Origin of the sequence: Streptomyces sp. NPDC007983 (assembly GCF_042958345.1) — a bacterium.
Classification (GTDB): Bacteria; Actinomycetota; Actinomycetes; order Streptomycetales; family Streptomycetaceae; genus Streptomyces.
This window is the reverse complement of sequence record NZ_JBIBJI010000007.1, coordinates 199,955-217,284: the sequence shown is the minus strand read 5'-3', so window position 1 is coordinate 217,284 and position 17,330 is coordinate 199,955. Positions and strand designations below refer to the sequence as shown.

Genomic DNA, 17,330 nt, shown 5'->3' with positions numbered 1-17,330 from the left:
GGAAACCACCATGTCTGCCCCGACCCTCCTCGTCGTCGCCCACGGCAGCCGCGACCCCCGCCACGCGGCGACCGTCGGCGCGCTGTGCGCGCGCGTGCGGTCGCTGCGGCCGGGGCTGCGCGTCGAAGCGTCCTTCCTGGAGTTCAACGCACCACGGGTGGGCCAGGTCCTGGACCGGCTCGCCGCGGAGGGGGCGGACGAGGTGGTCGCCCTCCCCCTCCTGCTGACCCGCGCCTTCCACGCGAAGGCCGACATCCCGGCGGTGCTGCGCGAGGCCACGGCCCGCCACCCCCGCCTGACCGTCCGCCAGGCCGATGTCCTGGGCCCCTCCCCGCTGCTCGTGGAGGCCCTGGAACACCGCCTGTACGAGGCCGGGCTGCGCCCGGCCGACCGGCACCGGACCGGCGTCGTCCTGGCCTCGGCGGGCTCCACCGACCCGGAGGCGATCGCGGTGATCGCTGAAATCGCGCGGGAGTGGCGGCACACCGGTTGGTGCGCCGTGCGACCCGCGTTCGCCTCCGCCTCTCTTCCCCGCACCGAGGACGCGGTGCGGGCCCTGCGCGCCGAGGGCGTCGAACAGGTGGCCGTGGCCCCGTACGTCATCGCACCCGGCCGCCTCCCCGACCGCATCGCCCGCGGCGCCGAGGCGGCGGGCGCGGACGTCCTGGCCGACGTCCTCGGCCCGGCTCCCGAGCTGGCCCGGCTGCTGCTGGCCCGCTACGACGAGGCCCGGGTGGCGCGGCGGGTTCTGCTGACGGCCTGAGCGCTCCGCGCCACCGGGTGCGAGGTGCCGCACACCTCCGGATAGGCCACCTCGTCGGGCAGCCGGTAGCCCAACGCGGTCAGCCTCGACACGAGGTCTGCGGGGCTGCGTCCGCCCAGCAAGCTGCGAGCACACTGCGCGCCCACGTCACTCCGAAGGGTGATCGCATCCTTTTCTGGCAGCGAACTCGCGGCTCGGCCTGGAAGTCTCAGCGCCTACTCCGAGCTGCGTGCCATGCTGGAGCCAAGGAACACGAGGAGGCGGTGGTGACGGTCATGAGCGTCCCTGAGATGCGAGTCGACGATCACGAAGGCCCCTGGACGGTCGAGGACGTCCTTGCGTTTCCGGAACACCCGGCACGCGCCCGCATTGAACTTGTGGACGGTGCCCTCATGATGTCCCCCACTCCCAGCTGGGACCACCAGATCGTGTCCCTCAGGCTGAGCAACCAGATCACCACAGCGTTGGACCGGTCCGGTGCCCCGTTCCTCGCCGCCGAGGCGGTGAATGTGACGGGGGAATCCAGGCTGTTCATCCCCGACATCGCCGTCGTCGACCGCTCCGCCGTCCAGCGGGGGACGTTGGCCGTGCCGCTGGAGGCGGTACTGCTGCTGGTGGAGATCGTGTCTCCGTGGAACCGGTCCACCGACCGCATCCTCAAGCCGGCGCTCTACGCCCAGGCCAAGGTGCCCGCCTTCTGGCGGGTGGAGCTGGAGCCCGAGGTGCGGGTGGTCGTGCATGAGCTGGAGGCCGATACGTACCGCGAAGTCACCACGGTCACCGGCAAGGAGTCCGTCCAGGTCGCCGGGGAGTTCACCGTCGACCTGGAGGTTGCCCCGCTGCTCGGCGGTCTCGAGGGCTGAGTCGGAGCGGTCCCGCCGTGCCCGTCCGGCTCAGCTGAAGTCGAGGCCGCCCGTGCGGGTGCGCTTCAGCTCGAAGAAGTCCGGGTAGCCCGCCAGCAGCCGTACGCCGTCGAAGACCCGTACGGCGTCCTCGCCCCGGGGGATCGAGGAGAGCACCGGGCCGAAGAAGGCCACCCCGTCGATGTGGAGGGTGGGGGTGCCGACGTCCTCGCCGACCGGGTCCATGCCCTCGTGGTGGCTCGCGCGGAGGGCGTCGTCGTAGTCGGTGGAGTGCGCGGCCCCGGCCAGGTCGGCGGGCAGGCCCACCTCGGAAAGGGCCTCCTCGATCACGGTCCGGTGGTCCGGTTCCTCCTCGGCAGTACCGGTGTGGAGGCGGGTGCCGAGGGCCGTGTAGAGGTCCCGCAGCACCTCCTCGCCGTGGTGCTGTGCGGCCGCGATGCAGACGCGAACCGGGCCCCAGCCCTTGTCCAGCAGATCGCGGTAGCGCTCCGGCAGGTCCTCACGGCCGTCGTTGAGGACCGACAGGCTCATCACCCGGAACCGGAGGTCGAGGTCGCGGTGGCGTTCGACCTCCAGGATCCAGCGGGAGGTGATCCAGGCAAAGGGGCAGATGGGGTCGAAGTAGAAATCGACCTTGGTGGGGGCATCGGTGTCGGTAGGGGTGTTCGTCGTCATGCCCGGTGAGCGTAGTCGGCGGCCGGCCTACGCCCATGGGACATTCCCCCGCTCATCCCATGGGCCACTTGCCGGTCAGCCTTCGGGGTAGAAGACGAAGAGCGTGCAGCCGGTGGTGGTCTGCGGGATGTGCGAGGAGCCGGCCGGGGCGTGGAGGAAGGTGCCCGCGGGATAGTCGCGGTGGCCGTCGTTGAACGTGCCGGAGACGACGAAGACCTCCTCGGGGCCGGGCTCGTGGACGTCCAAGCCCTCCCAGGCGCTGCCCGGGTCCATCTCCACGACGTGGGCCTTCGCGCCGTTTTCGCCCGTCCACAGGGGGCGCAGCCCGATGCCCGGGAAGAGTTCCTTCACCGGCGCGTCCTCGACCGCCGCCCATGTGTATCCGTCCGTGATGTTCATGCCGATCAGGCTGCCACGACGGAGCAACGGGCCCAAGGCGTCAGCCAGTTGCTTCCAGTACCACGCTGAAGCGGCCGCCGCGCCCAGTGGGGTGGACGCGGCGGCCGGGTCGGTCATGTGTGAGGGGAAGGCCCCCGGGGCTACTTGACGATCTTCAGCAGCTTGTTCGGGGTGCCCTCGCTCGGGTTGGAGATCTTGTCGGCGGTGGCGCCGTCCGTGAGCGCCTTCGCCACGTCGGCCGGCTTGGCGTCCTGGTGGCCGCTCAGGTAGACGGCGGCGGCGCCCACGACGTGCGGGGTGGCCATCGACGTACCGGAGATGGTGTTGGTGGCGTCGTCCCCGGTGTTCCAGTCGGAGGTGATATCCGAGCCGGGGGCGTAGAGGTCGACGACCTTGCCGAAGTTGGAGAAGTCGGACTGCTCGTCCGCGTCGGTGCTGGAGGCGACGGTGATCGCGTCCTTGACCCGGGCGGGCGAGCTCTGGTCGGCGTCGGCGGACTCGTTGCCTGCCGCGACGGCGAAGGTGACACCGGAGTCGATGGCCTTCTGCACGGCCGCGTCCAGGGCCTCGTCGGCGGTGCCGCCGAGGCTCATGTTGGCGACGGACGGTCCCTTGTGGTTCTTGGTGACCCAGTCGATGCCGGACACGACCTGTTCGGTGGTGCCCGAGCCCTGGTCGTCCAGGACTCTCACGGCCACGACCTTGGCCTTCTTGGCGACGCCGTGCTCGGTACCGGCGATGGTGCCCGCGACATGGGTGCCATGGCCGTTGCCGTCGTCGGCGTCCTCGTCGTTGTCGATGGCGTCGAAGCCGGAGGTGACGCGGCCGCCGAAGTCCTTGTGCGAGGCGCGGACCCCGGTGTCGATGACGTACGCGGTGACACCCTCACCCGCGCCGTCCGGGTAGGTGTACTTCTTGTCGCCCTTGGTGTCGGCCTGGTCGATCCGGTCCAGACCCCACGACGGCGGGTCCGCCTGGGTGGTCTTGATGGAGTAGCGGTGGTTCTGGACGACCTTGGCCACCGACGGGTCGGCGGCCAGCCGCTTGGCCTCGGTCTCGCTGAGGCCGTCCGCGGAGAAGCCGTTGACGGCGGAGTCGTAGCTGCGGCGCAGCTTGCCGCCGTATTCCTGGGCCAGATCCTTGCCCTGGGCGGCGGCCTTGACGGTCTTTCCGCCCTTGAGCATGACGATGTAGCTGCCGTCGACGGCGTTCTTGGCCTGGGTGCCGTAGACGGTGCCCTCGGCGGGTTTCGCGGTGGCGGCGCCGGCCGGGACGGCCACGAAGGCACCGGCGGTGACGGCACCCGCCGCGGCTATCGCAAGGGTGAGTCGACGCGCGTTGCGCTGCTTGTGTACTGCCATGACGAGGGATCCTCCTCGTGCGGTTGTGGGGGGATTGCGCGCTCGGTGATCGCTCACGCGGGCGCGCCGGCGCCGGAGCGTGTTCGGATCACTCCGGGCTGAGACGAAACCCTGGCGGATCGAACCGGGCAATTCAAGATCCTGGTCCATGTGTGACATATGCAACGTCTTCTCGGGACGATCATGACAAGTCCCGTTACCGGTACGCGACTTGGACCGGCGAGGGCCGGAAAACCCGTTGCGGCGCGCTCCGTCCCGTCCGTACGGTGCCGAGGAAACGGCGGAGATCCGCATACGCGTCGAATCGCGTACGCGCGCACGGGAGGAGTGCACCGATGGGCGGAAGTCCCGGCATCGGCGTGTTCACCCGCCTCACCACCGACGGCCGTGCCGCGGTGGCGCGTGTGTGCGCATATCTCTCGCTCGACCGCCGCCCGCGGCGTGGCCCCGGTGCCCTGGCCGGACCGGACGCGCCCCGTCTCTCGCCGAGCTGCTGACCCACTGACCCGCTGCCCTGCTCACGCGCTGAACCGCTGACGCGCAGGGTCCGTTGGTCCGCCGGCTCGTCCCCTGAGTCTCCGTTTCCCCCCGCTTCCGCATGCCCGTGGCCAGGGCCTTCCGCCAGTCCAGGAATCACACCTTCCGGACGGGCGGCAGGGCCCGCTCGTCCGTGTGCCGCTGCCGTCCGCCCGGCTCCGAAAGGACCGTGGCCGTGACCCGCGACCGAAACACCCAACACCCCCGTACCGCACGCGATGAGGCGCGGCGTGCGTACGGGCAGAACTTCCTGACCGATCCGGACGCCGTCGCCCGGGTCGTCCGCGCCGCCCGCCCCGGACCCGCCGATCTGCTGGTGGAGGTCGGCGCGGGCAAGGGGGCGCTCACCGAGGCGCTGGCGCCGCGCTGCCGTGAGCTGATCAGCTATGAGATCGACCGTCATCTCGTCCCGGGGCTGCGCGAACGGCTCGCCGCGTATCCGCGGGCCCGCGTCGTCCACCAGGACTTTCTGACCGCCGTGCCGCCGCGTGAGCCGTTCGCCCTGGTGGGCAATGTGCCCTACGCCCGCACTGCCGAGATCGTCGGCTGGGCCCTGGCGGCGCGTCGGCTCACCTCGGCGACCTTCCTCACCCAGCTGGAGTACGCCCGCAAGCGCACCGGGGACTTCGGCCATTGGAGCCTGCTGACCGTACGGACCTGGCCGGAGGTGGAGTGGCGGCTGTGCGGGCGGGTGGAGCGGACCGCCTTCCGGCCGGTGCCGAAGGTCCACGGCGGGATTCTGCGGCTGATCCGCCGCCCGCGCCCGCTGCTGGCGGATCCGGACCAGCGGGCGGCGTACGCGCACCTGGTGGAGCTGGGCTACTCGGGCGTGGGCGGCTCGCTCCACGCGTCGCTGCGGCGGGCCTGCCCGGCCCGGCGGCTGTCCGCCGCGTTCGGGCGGGCGGGGATCGGGCGGGACGTGGTGGTGGCCCGGGTGTCGCCCGGGCAATGGGTCACGCTCGTACGGGAGTTGACTGCAGGGAGCGCCCCGAACCGCTGAGCCGCCCGGCGGGGAGTTCGTCCTCGATCAGGTCGGCCGCGAGCTTCGGGCCGCCCTGGGCGGCCATGCTGGCCTTGACCTCCGCGCAGCGGGCGGCCACCCCGGGGTCGTCCGCGAGCGCGAGGACCGCCTCGCGCAGGGTTTCCGCCGTGACCTCTTCCTTGGGCAACTGGCGGGCCACACCGAGCGATTGGAGGGTCTGGGCGTTGCGGAACTGATCGACGGCCTGCGGCACGGCCACCATCGGCACGCCGCGGCTCAGCGCCTCCTGGCTGCCGCCCGCGCCCGCGTGGGTGACGAAGGCGTCGGCCTGCCGCAGGACGCTGGGCTGCGGCACCCAGGGGTGGGCTTCGATGTTGGCGGGCAGGCCGCCGAGGCCGTCCGGGTCGACGTATTCGCCGATCTGCAGGACGACGTGCCAGCCGGGCAGCTCACCGAAGGCGTCGACGCAGGCGCGGTAGAAGCCGGGTTCCCTGGTCCAGGTCGAGCCGAGCGAGATCAGCAGGACGCGATCCGCCGGGGCGAGGCCGTCCGGGCGCCGCCACTCCCCCTCCTCGTGGCGGCTGCCGTGGCAGTCGCCGACGAAGGAGTAGACGGACGGGTCGACGCGGTCGGCGTGGGGCTGGAACAGCTCGGGGATCAGGGCGAGGCAGCGGCGGGGGCGGCCGGTGAGCCGGTCGGGGTCGGTGCCGGGCAGACCGTGCTCGGCGAGCCAGGCGCGGAAGCGCGCGTAGTAGGCCCGGCCCCGCTCGGACGTCCGCAGATGCCCGTACTGGGGGTCGAAGACCTCTTCCTTGTAGCCCTCCCAGGCCACGAAGCTCGGCGCGAGTTCGATGGCGGGGACGCCCCAGCGGTGGGCGAGGATGTGCGCCGGGTAGGCCGTGAGGTCGTAGAGGATCAGGTCCGGCTCGTCGCCCTCGTACGCCGCCAGATGCTGCGGCAGCGCCTGGATGGCTTCGGTCAGGAACGGCTCGACGTAGTCGATGAGTTCGGCGCCCTCCGGTATCTCGTCGCGGAAGAGGACCGTCTCGTACGTCCTGGGCTCGGCGCCGGTTCCGGCGACCTTCGCGGCGAACGACGCGGGAATGGCGTAAGTGACCCGGTGGCCGCGGGCCACCAACTCGCGGATCACCTCAAGGCTGGGGTTCACGTGCCCGTGCGCCGCTATGCCGAACATGGCTATATGAGCGGGCTCTTGGGCACGCGTTGCTGAGGTCATGGTGCGGAACTTAGGCGAGGCCAATTGCCTCATGCAACTATCGACACACCCGTCCACACCTTAGCGCTGGTATCGAGCGAGCACCAGCCCTCCGTCCTTGATCAATCTTTTTCTCAGTCTTTCCATTCCTATGGCTCCGCTGTAGTACTCCTGCAGCGCGGGCGTGGCCACCTTGTCCTTCCACTCCGGATAGCCGCGCACCGACAGGGCGGGGGCCGGGCGCAGTCGGGCGGCCAGCGCCGTGCCGGTCGCCCAGCCGTGCTCGGGTGTGCGCAGCGCCCGGTCGCGCAGCGCCCCCGTGCCGGTGGGCAGCATCCAGTCGCCGAGCGCGAGCCGCGCCATGTTGCGCGGGCGCAGGAAGAAGTCGAGGAAGCGGGCCGCCTCCCGCCGGTACGGGCTGTCCTCGGCGATGGACAGGGTCTGCGGACTGACGCCCTGCCGCTGGTCGCCGCCGGGCCCGGCGGGCGCGGGCAGCACCGTCCAGGCGAAGCCCTCGGGGGCCTGCTGGACGATCTGCTGGCGGTAGGAGAAGCCGAGCGGCACCATGGCGTATTTTCCGCCGAAGAAGCCGGGGAGGGTGTCCGAACCGCCCATGCCCAGCGTGGACTTGGCCGCCGTACGGGCGATGGCGCGCGGGACACGCTGGTCGGCGGCGTCGAAGCGGACCGTGACCTTGCCGTCGGCGCCCCGGTGGAAGACCCGGCCGCCGGTGGAGAGGGCGAGGCCCAGGGTCGCGGCGACGGGTTCCTTGAGCGGCCAGGCGACGCCGTACGTCCCGTCCCGGGTGAGCGCTCGCGCCACGTCCTCGAACTCCGCCCAGCTCCAGGGGTCGCGCACGGTCGGAATGCGCACCCGTGCCCGCTCCAGCAGCTTCCGGTTGGCGATGATCACCCGGGGTTCCTGGAGGAACGGCACGCCGTAGACACCGTCGCCGAAGGTGGTGGTCGCCCAGCTGTGGGCCGGGATGTCGGCCGTCAGGCGGTCCGGCAACAGCCCCCGCAGATCGGCGAGACAGCCGCCGTACGCGAAGTCGGCGAGGTCGTCGGCGGCGTCGTGGATGATGTCGGGCGCCTCGCCGCCCTCGAAGGAGGTGAGGAGCTGGTCGTGGACGCCGTCCCAGCTGCCCTGGACGTAGTCCACCCTGATGCCGGGGTGGGCCGCGTTCCACTCCGCCACCAGGCGCTTGTTGGCCTCGACGGACTCCTTCTGCCAGGCCAGCGACTGGAAGCGCAGGGTCACTTCTCCCCCGCGGGCCCGGCGGCGCGCGGGCGCGCATCCGGCCAGCAGCGCGGCGCCGGTCAGCAGCGTACGGCGGCGCATCAGGACTTCACCGCCCCGGCCAGGGTCCCGCTGGTGATCCGCCGCTGGATGACGGCGAACAGGACCAGCGAGGGCAGGGTGGCGAGCAGCGAGGCGGCGGCCAGCGGCCCGAGGTCGGCGACACCTTCCGCCCCGATGAAGTGGGTGAGGACGACCGGCATGGTCTGCTTCTGCGGCGTCTTGAGCAGCACCAGCGCGAAGAAGAACTCGTTCCACGCGGTGATGAAGGCGAAGAGGGCGGTGGCCACGAGGCCGGGCGCCAGCAGCGGCATGGTGACGGAAACCAGAATGCGCAGCCGCCCCGCCCCGTCCACGGCCGCGGCCTCCTCCAACTCCCTGGGCACGGCCCGGGCGTACCCCGCGAGCATCCACAGGGCGAACGGCAGGGACCACACCACGTACACCATGATCAGGCCGGACAGGGAGTTGATCAGGTACAGGTTCTTCAGCACGAGGAACAGCGGGATGATCACCAGGACGAAGGGGAACGCCTGGCTGACCACGACCCAGCCGGTGGCCGCCCGGGACAGCGGGGAGCGGTGGTGCCGGGCCATGACGTACGCCATCGGGGTCGCGATGACGACGGTGATGGCCGCGGCGGCGACGGAGGCGGTCAGGCTGTTCGCGGCCGCCCGCAGCAGCGGCTGCTCGTCGAACGCCTGCCGGAAGTTGTCCAGCGTCGGGTGATCGGGGATCCAGCTGGGGTCCGGGCTCACCAGCTCGCGCGGCGGCTTGAACGCGGTGGACAGCAGCCACAGCAGCGGGAACGCGAGGAAGACGAGATAGCCCAGCAGGGCGAGGTACTGCCCGGCGCGGGCGGCCCGGCGCCTGCGCAGCGCGGCGGCCCGGTTCACGCGTCGTCCCGCTTGAGCCGGCCGACGAGGAAGAGCGCGAGGAGCACGGAGACGACCGCGACCAGCACACATCCCATGGCGGCCGCGTACCCGAACTGCCCGTAGCGGAAGGCCTCCTCGTACGCGAAGAGCATCGGCAGCCGGGTGCGGCCGCCGGGCCCGCCGCCGGTCAGGACGTAGACCAGCGCGAAGGAGTTGACGTTCCAGATGAGGCTGAGCGCGCTGATCGCGAGCGCCACGGGCCGGATGGCGGGCCAGGTGACGGTGCGGAAGCGCCGCCAAGCGCCCGCGCCGTCCATCGCCGCGGCCTCGTGCAGCTCCCGCGGTACGCCTCCCAGCGCGGCCAGCAGCGTGACCGTCACCTGCGGCAGCCGCGCCCAGACGCCGACGACGATCACGGCGGGCAGGGCGGTGGCAAGGCTGCCGAGCCAGTCCCGGTCGGTGCCCAGCGTGTCGTTCAGCAGCCCCGCGTCGGGGTGGTAGACGAGCCGCCACATGATGCCGACGACGACCTCGGGCATCGCCCACGGCACGATCGCCAGGGCCCGCGCCAGCCAGCGGAAGCGGAGGTTCTGCGCCAGCAGCAGCGCCAGCCCGAGGGCCAGCACGAACTGCGGAACGGTCACCGCGACCGCCCACACCAGGCCGATCCGGAACGACTCCCAGAAGAGCGTGTCGCGGGCCAGGTCCTGGAAGTTGAGCAGCCCGGTCCACTGGGTCGGCCCGGTACGGCCGGACTGGGCGTCGGTGAAGGCCAGCCCGATCCCGTACAGCAGCGGGCCGACGCTCAGCAGCAGGATCGGCAGCAGCGCGGGCAGCACCAGGAACCACGCGCCGTGGCCGGTTCCGGGCCCCCGCCGCGCGGCGGGGGCGCCGCCGCCGCCCGGCCCGCGGGCCGGAGGCTTGTCGGACCGCGCCGTCGCGGTCGTGGGTGTCACGCCGTCATCCTGCGGACGGTGCGCGGCGCGCGTCAAGGAGTGCGGCCGGCCGGTCCCAGCAGCGTACGGGTGATGGTCTCGGCCAAAACGGCGGCCTGGGCGGGCTGTTCGAGGTAGAAGTGGCCGCCGGGGAGGCGGGGCGTGATCTCCGCCCGCCCGGTCGTGCTGTGGCGCCAGCTGTCCAGCTGGGCGTCGGTGAAGACGTCCTCGGCGCCGCAGCACACCACGAGATCGGTGGCCACGGTGGTGGCCCGGCGCTTGCGCAGAAACGAGTCGCCGAGCGAGAAGTCGGCGCGCAGCAGGGCCGCGGTGCGCTCCCGCAGCATGGGGTGGTCACGGATCTGCGGGGAGATCGTGCCGCCGGACTTCTCGGCGATGGCGAAGATCTCCTCGTCGGTGGTGAGCAACGGTGAGCCCTCGCAGGGCAGTTCGGCGCTCACCGGGCCCGCGTTGGCGGAGACGATGAGGGCGGAGCAGCGCGGCCCGCCGGTCTCCGCGAGCCGGGCCGCCAGGCAGAGGCCGAGGTAGGCGCCCACGCTGTGGCCGAAGACGGCGATGTCGTCCCGGTGTCCGGAGACCGCCCGCAGCAGGTCGTCGACCGCGTCCTCGATGGTGGTGACGGGCGCCTCGCGCCACCGCTTGCCGCGCCCGGGCAGCTCCAGCGGCAGCGGCTGGATGCCGTCCGGCAGGGCCTCGGCGAGCCGGTCGAAGACGGCGGCGGAGCCGCCCGCGTGGTGCAGCATGATGAGGGGGCGGGGCGTCATGGGTACCTCCTGCGGACCGTCATACGTACCTCCTGCGGACCGTCGCGGCGAGCACCGCGGGTGCGCGAATGGGGCACGGCGGGGCGGCCCGGGGCCGCCCCGCCGTGGTGCCGGACGAGGTCAGCCGGCGGCCGGCCGGCCGGGGACCTGGCGCGCCACGAACTCGTAGCCGCGCTGGCTGGTGCGGGCCATCCGGTTGTGCTTGTACTCGTCGACGCCGGAGACGAGGACCGCGCCGTACTTTTCGAGGTTGATGCCGTCGCCGTACTCGGTCAGGCCCTCGGTGCCGGGGTAGACCTGCACCTGAGTGGGCACGTAGCGGGCGGCGAAGCCCATGCGGTAGTCGGTCTTGCTGCCGGTGTGCGGCAGCGAGGCGTGCATGGTGTTCGACCAGAAGATGACGGCCTCACCCGGCTTGAGGACCATCGGGTAGGCCTGCGACTCGTCCGGCTTCCAGTCGGGGTCCTTCTGCAGGGTCCGGTAGTCGTAGCCGAAGAAGCCGCGCTTGATGCCGTCCTTCTCGCGCTGGTTGATGGCGTCCGCGTCGTAGTCCATGCCCTTGGACTCGTCGTAGTTCATCGACGTGTGGGTGCCCGGCATCAGCTGCAGGCAGCCGTTCTGCTCGGTGGAGTGGGTGAACGCGGTCCACACCGTGATGGTGCCGATGAAGGCGGGGCGGCCCTCGTCCGACGGCCAGATGATCTGCCGCTTGCCGGTCGCGTGGGCGAAGGTGGCGGCCTGGTGCCAGTCGGTGCCCTCGTCGCCCTGGTACTTGGGGAAGAACTCGCTGCGCCAGCACAGCAGGTTGGGGCCGATGAGGGACGCCACGCGGTCGACGATCTCGGGCCGCATGATGTGCTCGGACAGCAGGTCGATGTCCAGGTGGCGGTCGTAGTTGGAGATGTTGGCCTTGCCGTTGCTGTCCGGGTAGATGGCCAGGGAGCGGTCGAGGAGCTGGCGCCGGATGGTGTTCCAGCGGCGGGTCATCTCCTCGGGCTCGAAGATCTTGACCGGGCCGATGTAGCCGTCCCGCTCGAACCGGGCCACCTCTTCGGGGCTGAAGGTGAAGTCGGCCTGCTCGCTCACTGTGGTCATGGCAACTCTCCTTTACTACTTGGCGGTCCGGGCGCGGGCGACGGCGTCGGCGAGGGCCTCGCCGATGCTGCGCTCGAAGAGGATCTGCATGTCCAGGTCGACGCCGAGGGTCTTCTTGACCCGTTCGCTCAGCTCGAGGGCCAGGACGGAGTGGCCGCCGAGGTCGAGGAAGTTGTCCTGGGCGGACAGGTCGGACTCCTCCAGCACCTCGCCCACCCAGGTGACGGCGAGGTCGTCGGGATTCGCCGACTGCGTGTCGATGATCGGTTGCGTCATGAACGTGCCACCTCTTCCTCCCAGGACCGGACGACGGCCGCCCGGTCGACTTTTCCGTTGACGGTGCGGGGCAGCCCCGGCAGCCGCAGGTAGCGCGCCGGATGCATATAGGCCGGCAACAGGGTCTTGATGTGGTTCCGCAGCTCCCGTGCGGTGGTCGCGCTCCCCTCGCGGGCCACGTAGGCGCAGACCAGCCGGAGGTCACCGGGCTTGAACTCGCGCACCGTGACGACCGCGTCGAGGACGTCGTCATGGCGGCGCACGGCGGTCTCGATGTCGCTCAGCTCGATGCGGTAGCCGCGCAGTTTGATCTGGAGGTCGGCGCGGCCCTCGTAGGCGAACCGGCCGTCCGGCAGCTCGCTGACCAGGTCCCCGGTGCGGTAGTAGCGGACGGATTCGCCGGTCTTCCCGTCCGTCACCACCGGGAACTTCTCGGCGGTCAGCTCCGGGCGGCGCAGATAGCCCTCGGCCAACTGGGCACCGGCCAGCCACAGTTCACCGGTCCCGCCGAGCGCCACGTCACGGCCGTCGTCGCCGACGACCCGGGTGGCGAACGACGGCAGCGCGCGCCCGATGACCGAGGCGTCCTGCGACAGATACGCCTCGCCGATCTCCTCGAAGGTCGTGAACACCGTGGTCTCGGTGATCCCGTAGCCGTTGACCAGCCGCGGCCGGTCGAGCCCGAACGCCTTGGCCCAGGGCCGCAGCATGGGGGCGGTGAGCTTCTCGCCGCCGAAGATGACGTAGCGCAGCCCCGAGACGTCCCGGCCGCCGCGCACCGCCGCTTCGGTGAGCGCGAGGAAGGCGGTGGGCGTCTGGTTGATGACCGTGACACCCCGGTCGATGATGACCGTCAGATACTGCTCGGGCGTACGGGCCGACCAGTGCGGCAGCACCACCAGCTCCGCGCCGGTGGAGAACGCCCCCCACATCTCCCACACCGAGAAGTCGAACGACAGCGAGTGGAAGAGCAGCCAGCGGTCGTCCGCGGTGAAGTCGAACACCGAGGGGGCGCCGGTGAGCAGGGCCAGCACATTGGCGTGGCGCACCGGCACGCCCTTCGGGTTCCCGGTGGTCCCGGAGGTGTAGATGACGTACGCCATGTCCTCGGCGCCCGGGCCCGGGGCACCCGTCACGGGCCCGGGCCGGGCGTCCCGGCATTCCGTCACGGCCGCGGTGCCGACGACCCTGGTGACCGCGCATCCCTCGTAGACCTCGCCGATCAGCGCGCTCGCACCGCTGTCGGCGAGGATGAAGTCGCTCCGGGAGACCGGGTTGCGCAGGTCCACCGGGACGTACGCGGCACCGCACTTGAGGATGGCCAGGATCGCGACGATGGCCTCGGCCCCCGGCGACATGCGCAGAGCCACCCGGTCCCCCGCCCTGACCCCCTCGGCGAGCAGGGTGCGGGCCACCGCGTCCGACCAGGCGTCGAGCCGCCGGTAGGAGACGCGGTCGTCCTCGGCGGACAGCGCGGTCCGCTCCGGTGTGGTCGCGGCGACCTCGCGGAAGAGGCTCACGAGATCGGAATTCCGCGCGATGGGGTCCGATGTCATGGATTGCAGCAGCATTTCGGGAAACCCTTCTTGCGGCCGTCGGGAATGACAGAAGACATTGCGCAGCGCACCGCGCAGGGCCGTGCCCGCCACGGGTGTTCGCGATGACCCGGCGCCGGGCCGGGATGCGATTCACTATCACCGCCGGGCCTCGGGGGCCTCAATTGAACCTTCGTACAGGCACGTTCGGGCGCCGTCGGCGAGGCGGGGGCACGGGCCCTTCACCCGCCCGTTACGCTGTGGCCGACCACTACAGGTGACGGGACGTCATCTGGACGGCCCCGCTCCGACGCGGCCGGGCGCCCAGCCACATCAGCATCAGTCGCACCAGCAGCCACGCAGCAGGCAAAGGGGGAAGCGCATGTCGCAGAAACAGCAAAAGCCCGGAGGGGGCACGAACCCCTATCTCTTACTGACGACCACGATGGTCCTCTGGGGAAGCGGCTTCAGCAGTTCCAAGGTCGTTGTCGACCATCTGCCGCACGCCGTGGCGGCCCTGCTGCGCTTCGGCGGCGGGGCGGTGATCCTGCTCATCGCGCTGCGCTTCGCCCCCTCCCGGCAGGCCACGTCGAAGCGGGACGTGGGGCGGGCCGCCGGGGCGGGGGTGCTCGGCGTCTTCCTGTACAACCTGCTGTTCTTCTGGGGGCTTTCACTGGCCCCGGCGATGGACAGCACCACCATCATCCCGGTCATGAGCCCCGTGCTGACCACCGGGTTCCTGCTGGTCACCCGCAAGGAGCGGGCGTCGGCCGGGCGCGTGGCGGGGCTGGCGCTGGGGCTGACCGGGGCCGTGATCTTCCTGATCGGCGCGCGGACCGACGCGGGCGCGGGCGGCGACCGGTTCATCGGCGATGTGCTGTTCCTGCTGAGCGCGGGCTGCTGGGCGGCGTTCACCCTGCTCGGCCCCCGGGTGCTCGCCGGGATCGAACCGCTCCGGGCCACGGCGTACGCGATGAGCTGCGGCGCCATCCTGCTGGGGCTCTACAGCGTGCCCTCCGCGATGGACGCGGACTGGGGCGCGGTGCCCGCCACCACCTGGATCAACGCGGTGTTCGTGGCGATCGGGCCGACGGCCGTGGCGAACCTCTTCTACTACCGGGGCGTCGGCGCGGTTGGCCCGGCCTCCGCCTCGATCATGATGTTCATGGTGCCCGCGGTCGGCACCCTGTGCTCCTACCTCTTCCTGGGCGAGACCTTCGGCGCGGTCCAGGCGATCGGCGCGGTGGTGCTGCTGGCCGGCGCGGTGCTGGCGGTCACCCGGGGCCGGGCGCGGCCGAAGCCCGAGGAAGCGGCCGGGACGATGGCCGTCGCGGAAGCGGAGGACCGTGAACGGCTGCGCTGAGCGGCGCGGTTGACCGGCGATTGACCGGCGATTGACCGGAAATCGAGTGAATCTAGCATGATCGCCCGTCCACGCCTTGAGCGAGAACGCGCCATTGCGGCCCGCCGGTGACGCCGTCTCAGAGAGCAAGACGATTCCGCATCGTCCGCCACCACAGACCCGCAGGTCGACGGCGGCATCCGGCCGGCCGCGGGAACGGGAAGTGAATCTCGTCACATGCCTCTGACATCGGCGTCTCCGTATACTGCCCGGGCCCATAAGGCTGACGTGAATTCACCTATTGCCCGGACCCCGCGACCCGCGTTTTCGGGAGAGGGAGATACATGGCCACACAGGGAAGCCTGATCGGTTTAGCCGCCAGGAAAGCACCACTGGCACCCAACGCTCGCCGGACCTGGCAGGAAGAGCTGGACCGGGTGCCCTCACTTTCGAGTCGCGAATTCGACGTGTTCCGCTTGCTCGGTGACGGGGAGTCCAACCGATCCATAGCGTCCCGGCTCGCCGTCACCGAACGCACGGTCAAAGCCCATGTGGCGCAGATCCTGACCAAGCTGCGCGTGGAGTCCAGGCTGCAAGCGGGCCTGGTCTCGTATGCCTGGATTGAATCATTGCGCACGACCATGTGACGGGGTATAGGCGCCTCCAAGAGCCGGCCGGCCTCTGCTGCCCTGCGTGAGGCCGGTCTGTCGTGTGTACCAAGGTTCAATTGAGCCCGCTTTCCGCATCCCGGCACCCTGGGATATGCCTCTGGAGCTTCCACACCCCTGGAGGAATCCGGCATCAGCATTCTCGTGCCACACCAAGCACCACCTTCAACACCATCACCATCACCACCACTGATGACTGTGACCGTGTTCAGATGCGAGTGGAGGCCGAGGCAACTCATGGGCAAGGCTCGGGGCGGTTCCGGCCGCTGGATAGATCACTGGGACCCCGAGAACCGGGAGTTCTGGAAACGCGAGGGCAGCCGCGTCGCACGGCGCAATCTGGTGTTGTCCGTCGCGACCGAACACCTCGGCTTCTCGGTATGGAGCCTGTGGTCGGTCCTGGTCCTCTTCATGTCCCCCGCGACCGGATTCACCTTCGACGCCGGGCAGAAGTTCCTTCTGGTCGTCGTCCCCACCCTGGCCGGGGCGGCACTCCGGCTGCCCTACCGCTACGCCGTGACCCGCTTCGGCGGCCGCGACTGGACGGTGTGCGCCACCATCTCCCTGCTGCTCCCCCTCGCGCTGGCCGTCTGGGTGATCCAGCGACCGGACGCCCCGCTGTGGGTGTTCCTGGTGGCCGGGGCGGCGGCGGGGCTCGGCGGCGGCAACTTCGCCTCGTCGATGACCAACATCAGCGGCATCTTCCCCCGCCGCCACCAGGGCCGGGCGCTGGGGCTCAACGCGGGCGGCGGCAATCTGGGCGTGGCCGTGGTGCAGCTGCTCGGGCTGCTGGTGGCAGCCACCGCCGGTCTCGGCCACCCCGAGTACTTGGCCGCCGTCTATCTGCCCCCGGCCGCCGTGCTGGCGGTGCTGGCCGCCCGGCGGATGGACAACTTCGCGACCGTACGGGCCCGGCCCGGGGCGCTGCGCGAGGCCCTGGCCAGCCGCCACACCTGGTGGATGTCGCTGCTGTACGTCGGCACCTTCGGCTCGTTCATCGGATACGGCTTCGCGTTCGGCCTGGTCCTGCAGTACGAGTTCGGCGCCTCCGCGCTGGAGGCCGTCTCGTACACCTTCCTCGGCCCGCTGCTGGGCTCGCTGTTCCGGCCGCTCGGCGGGTGGCTTGCCGACCGGTGGGGCGGCGCGCGGGTGACGCTGGTGGACCTCGCCGCCATGGCCGCCGGAACCGGGGTGCTGCTGCTGGCCTCCGCGACCCACTCGTTCCCCCTGTTCGTCGCCGCCTTCTGCGTGCTCTTCGTGCTGTCGGGGATCGGCAACGGCTCGGCGTACACCATGATTCCGGCGGTCTTCGCGCAGGACGCGGAGAAGGCCGTCACCGCGGGCGAGGACGCCACCCGCGCCTTCGCCCGGGCCCGCGAGCTGTCCGGCGCGGTCATCGGCGTCACCGGCGCGGTCGGCACGCTCGGCGGCGTCGCCGTCAACCTGGCCCTCCGCGCCTGCTACGACGGCCCCGGCGGCACCGGTGACGCCGCGTTCGCCGCCTTCCTCGGCTACTACGCGGTGTGCGCGGTGGTGACCTGGGCGGTCTATCTGCGCGGCGCGCCCGGCGGCGGGCCCGGAGCCGGCCGCTCCGTGCCGCGCGCGGAGGTCTCCCATGTCTGAATCACCGCCCGTGTCCGCATCACCGCCCGTGCCCGCATCACCGCCCGTGTCCGAATCGCCGCCCTCCACGGCCCCTTCCAGTCCCTCGGCGCGCTCCG

18 protein-coding genes are annotated in these 17,330 nt (G+C 71.1%); 7 read left to right on the top strand and 11 right to left on the bottom strand.

What is annotated here, in order from left to right:
- Positions 1-10: 10 nt before the first annotated feature.
- Both ACFZCY_RS23570 and ACFZCY_RS23565 read left to right on the top strand, forming a co-directional pair.
- Entirely contained in the window at positions 11-763 is a 753-nt protein-coding gene (locus ACFZCY_RS23570) for a CbiX/SirB N-terminal domain-containing protein (RefSeq protein ID WP_391176531.1), read from the top strand.
- 290 nt (positions 764-1,053) lie between these two features.
- Positions 1,054-1,626, top strand: a complete 573-nt coding sequence (locus ACFZCY_RS23565) for a Uma2 family endonuclease (protein WP_391176529.1) — start codon at positions 1,054-1,056, stop codon at positions 1,624-1,626.
- Positions 1,627-1,656: 30 nt separating this feature from the next.
- Here ACFZCY_RS23565 and ACFZCY_RS23560 read toward each other — a convergent pair whose 3' ends face one another.
- From ACFZCY_RS23560 to ACFZCY_RS23550, 3 genes are all read right to left on the bottom strand, one after another.
- Positions 1,657-2,301: a disulfide bond formation protein DsbA gene (locus tag ACFZCY_RS23560; RefSeq protein ID WP_391176527.1), complete on the bottom strand. Its 645-nt coding sequence runs from the start codon at positions 2,299-2,301 to the stop codon at positions 1,657-1,659.
- A 75-nt stretch (positions 2,302-2,376) separates the two neighbouring features.
- Positions 2,377-2,700, bottom strand: a complete 324-nt coding sequence (locus ACFZCY_RS23555) for a cupin domain-containing protein (RefSeq protein WP_391176525.1) — start codon at positions 2,698-2,700, stop codon at positions 2,377-2,379.
- 140 nt (positions 2,701-2,840) lie between these two features.
- Entirely contained in the window at positions 2,841-4,061 is a 1,221-nt protein-coding gene (locus ACFZCY_RS23550; protein ID WP_391176522.1) for a S8 family serine peptidase, read from the bottom strand.
- Between the two features lie 335 nt (positions 4,062-4,396).
- Between ACFZCY_RS23550 and ACFZCY_RS23545 the strand changes: the two genes are divergently transcribed.
- Positions 4,397-4,558 carry a hypothetical protein gene (locus ACFZCY_RS23545; RefSeq protein ID WP_391176519.1) on the top strand — a complete coding sequence of 54 codons (162 nt, stop codon included), beginning with the start codon at positions 4,397-4,399 and terminating at the stop codon, positions 4,556-4,558.
- A gap of 215 nt (positions 4,559-4,773) precedes the next feature.
- On the top strand, positions 4,774-5,598 hold the full coding sequence (gene erm / locus ACFZCY_RS23540; protein WP_391176516.1) for an ErmE/ErmH/ErmO/ErmR family 23S rRNA (adenine(2058)-N(6))-methyltransferase: 825 nt from the start codon (positions 4,774-4,776) through the stop codon (positions 5,596-5,598).
- Here the strand turns inward: erm and ACFZCY_RS23535 are convergent.
- The 8 genes from ACFZCY_RS23535 to ACFZCY_RS23500 all read right to left on the bottom strand — a co-directional run bounded on the left by ACFZCY_RS23535 (position 5,552) and on the right by ACFZCY_RS23500 (position 13,635).
- Positions 5,552-6,850 (bottom strand): macrolide family glycosyltransferase, encoded by a 1,299-nt coding sequence (locus tag ACFZCY_RS23535; RefSeq protein ID WP_391176514.1) that lies wholly within the window; start codon positions 6,848-6,850, stop codon positions 5,552-5,554. The genes erm and ACFZCY_RS23535 overlap by 47 nt on opposite strands.
- 27 nt (positions 6,851-6,877) lie before the next feature.
- Positions 6,878-8,137, bottom strand: coding sequence for an extracellular solute-binding protein (locus tag ACFZCY_RS23530; RefSeq protein ID WP_391176511.1), 1,260 nt, complete (start codon positions 8,135-8,137; stop codon positions 6,878-6,880).
- Positions 8,137-9,063: an ABC transporter permease subunit gene (locus ACFZCY_RS23525; RefSeq protein WP_391176508.1), complete on the bottom strand. Its 927-nt coding sequence runs from the start codon at positions 9,061-9,063 to the stop codon at positions 8,137-8,139. Before ACFZCY_RS23525 ends, ACFZCY_RS23530 begins: the two co-directional genes overlap by 1 nt.
- Positions 8,988-9,929: an ABC transporter permease subunit gene (locus ACFZCY_RS23520; RefSeq protein WP_391176505.1), complete on the bottom strand. Its 942-nt coding sequence runs from the start codon at positions 9,927-9,929 to the stop codon at positions 8,988-8,990. Before ACFZCY_RS23520 ends, ACFZCY_RS23525 begins: the two co-directional genes overlap by 76 nt.
- A 32-nt stretch (positions 9,930-9,961) precedes the next feature.
- Positions 9,962-10,693 carry an alpha/beta fold hydrolase gene (locus ACFZCY_RS23515; RefSeq protein WP_391176502.1) on the bottom strand — a complete coding sequence of 244 codons (732 nt, stop codon included), beginning with the start codon at positions 10,691-10,693 and terminating at the stop codon, positions 9,962-9,964.
- Positions 10,694-10,813: 120 nt separating this feature from the next.
- A complete protein-coding gene (locus tag ACFZCY_RS23510; RefSeq protein WP_391176499.1) occupies positions 10,814-11,788 on the bottom strand; it encodes a chlorinating enzyme in 975 nt (324 codons plus the stop codon).
- A 15-nt stretch (positions 11,789-11,803) separates the two neighbouring features.
- Complete coding sequence (locus ACFZCY_RS23505) at positions 11,804-12,064, bottom strand: phosphopantetheine-binding protein (protein WP_391176496.1); 261 nt, start codon at positions 12,062-12,064, stop codon at positions 11,804-11,806.
- Entirely contained in the window at positions 12,061-13,635 is a 1,575-nt protein-coding gene (locus tag ACFZCY_RS23500; RefSeq protein WP_391176494.1) for an amino acid adenylation domain-containing protein, read from the bottom strand. The genes ACFZCY_RS23505 and ACFZCY_RS23500 overlap by 4 nt, the downstream gene beginning before the upstream one ends.
- Before the next feature lie 346 nt (positions 13,636-13,981).
- On the opposite strand from ACFZCY_RS23500, the gene ACFZCY_RS23495 reads away from it, so the two are divergent.
- The 3 genes from ACFZCY_RS23495 to ACFZCY_RS23485 all read left to right on the top strand — a co-directional run bounded on the left by ACFZCY_RS23495 (position 13,982) and on the right by ACFZCY_RS23485 (position 17,232).
- Positions 13,982-14,962 carry an EamA family transporter gene (locus tag ACFZCY_RS23495; RefSeq protein WP_391176491.1) on the top strand — a complete coding sequence of 327 codons (981 nt, stop codon included), beginning with the start codon at positions 13,982-13,984 and terminating at the stop codon, positions 14,960-14,962.
- Between the two features lie 323 nt (positions 14,963-15,285).
- The gene (locus tag ACFZCY_RS23490; RefSeq protein ID WP_079038317.1) at positions 15,286-15,588 is read left to right on the top strand and encodes a response regulator transcription factor; all 303 of its coding nucleotides are present in this window, start codon (positions 15,286-15,288) and stop codon (positions 15,586-15,588) included.
- Positions 15,589-15,846: 258 nt separating this feature from the next.
- The gene (locus tag ACFZCY_RS23485) at positions 15,847-17,232 is read left to right on the top strand and encodes an MFS transporter (protein ID WP_391176487.1); all 1,386 of its coding nucleotides are present in this window, start codon (positions 15,847-15,849) and stop codon (positions 17,230-17,232) included.
- Positions 17,233-17,330: the final 98 nt, after the last annotated feature.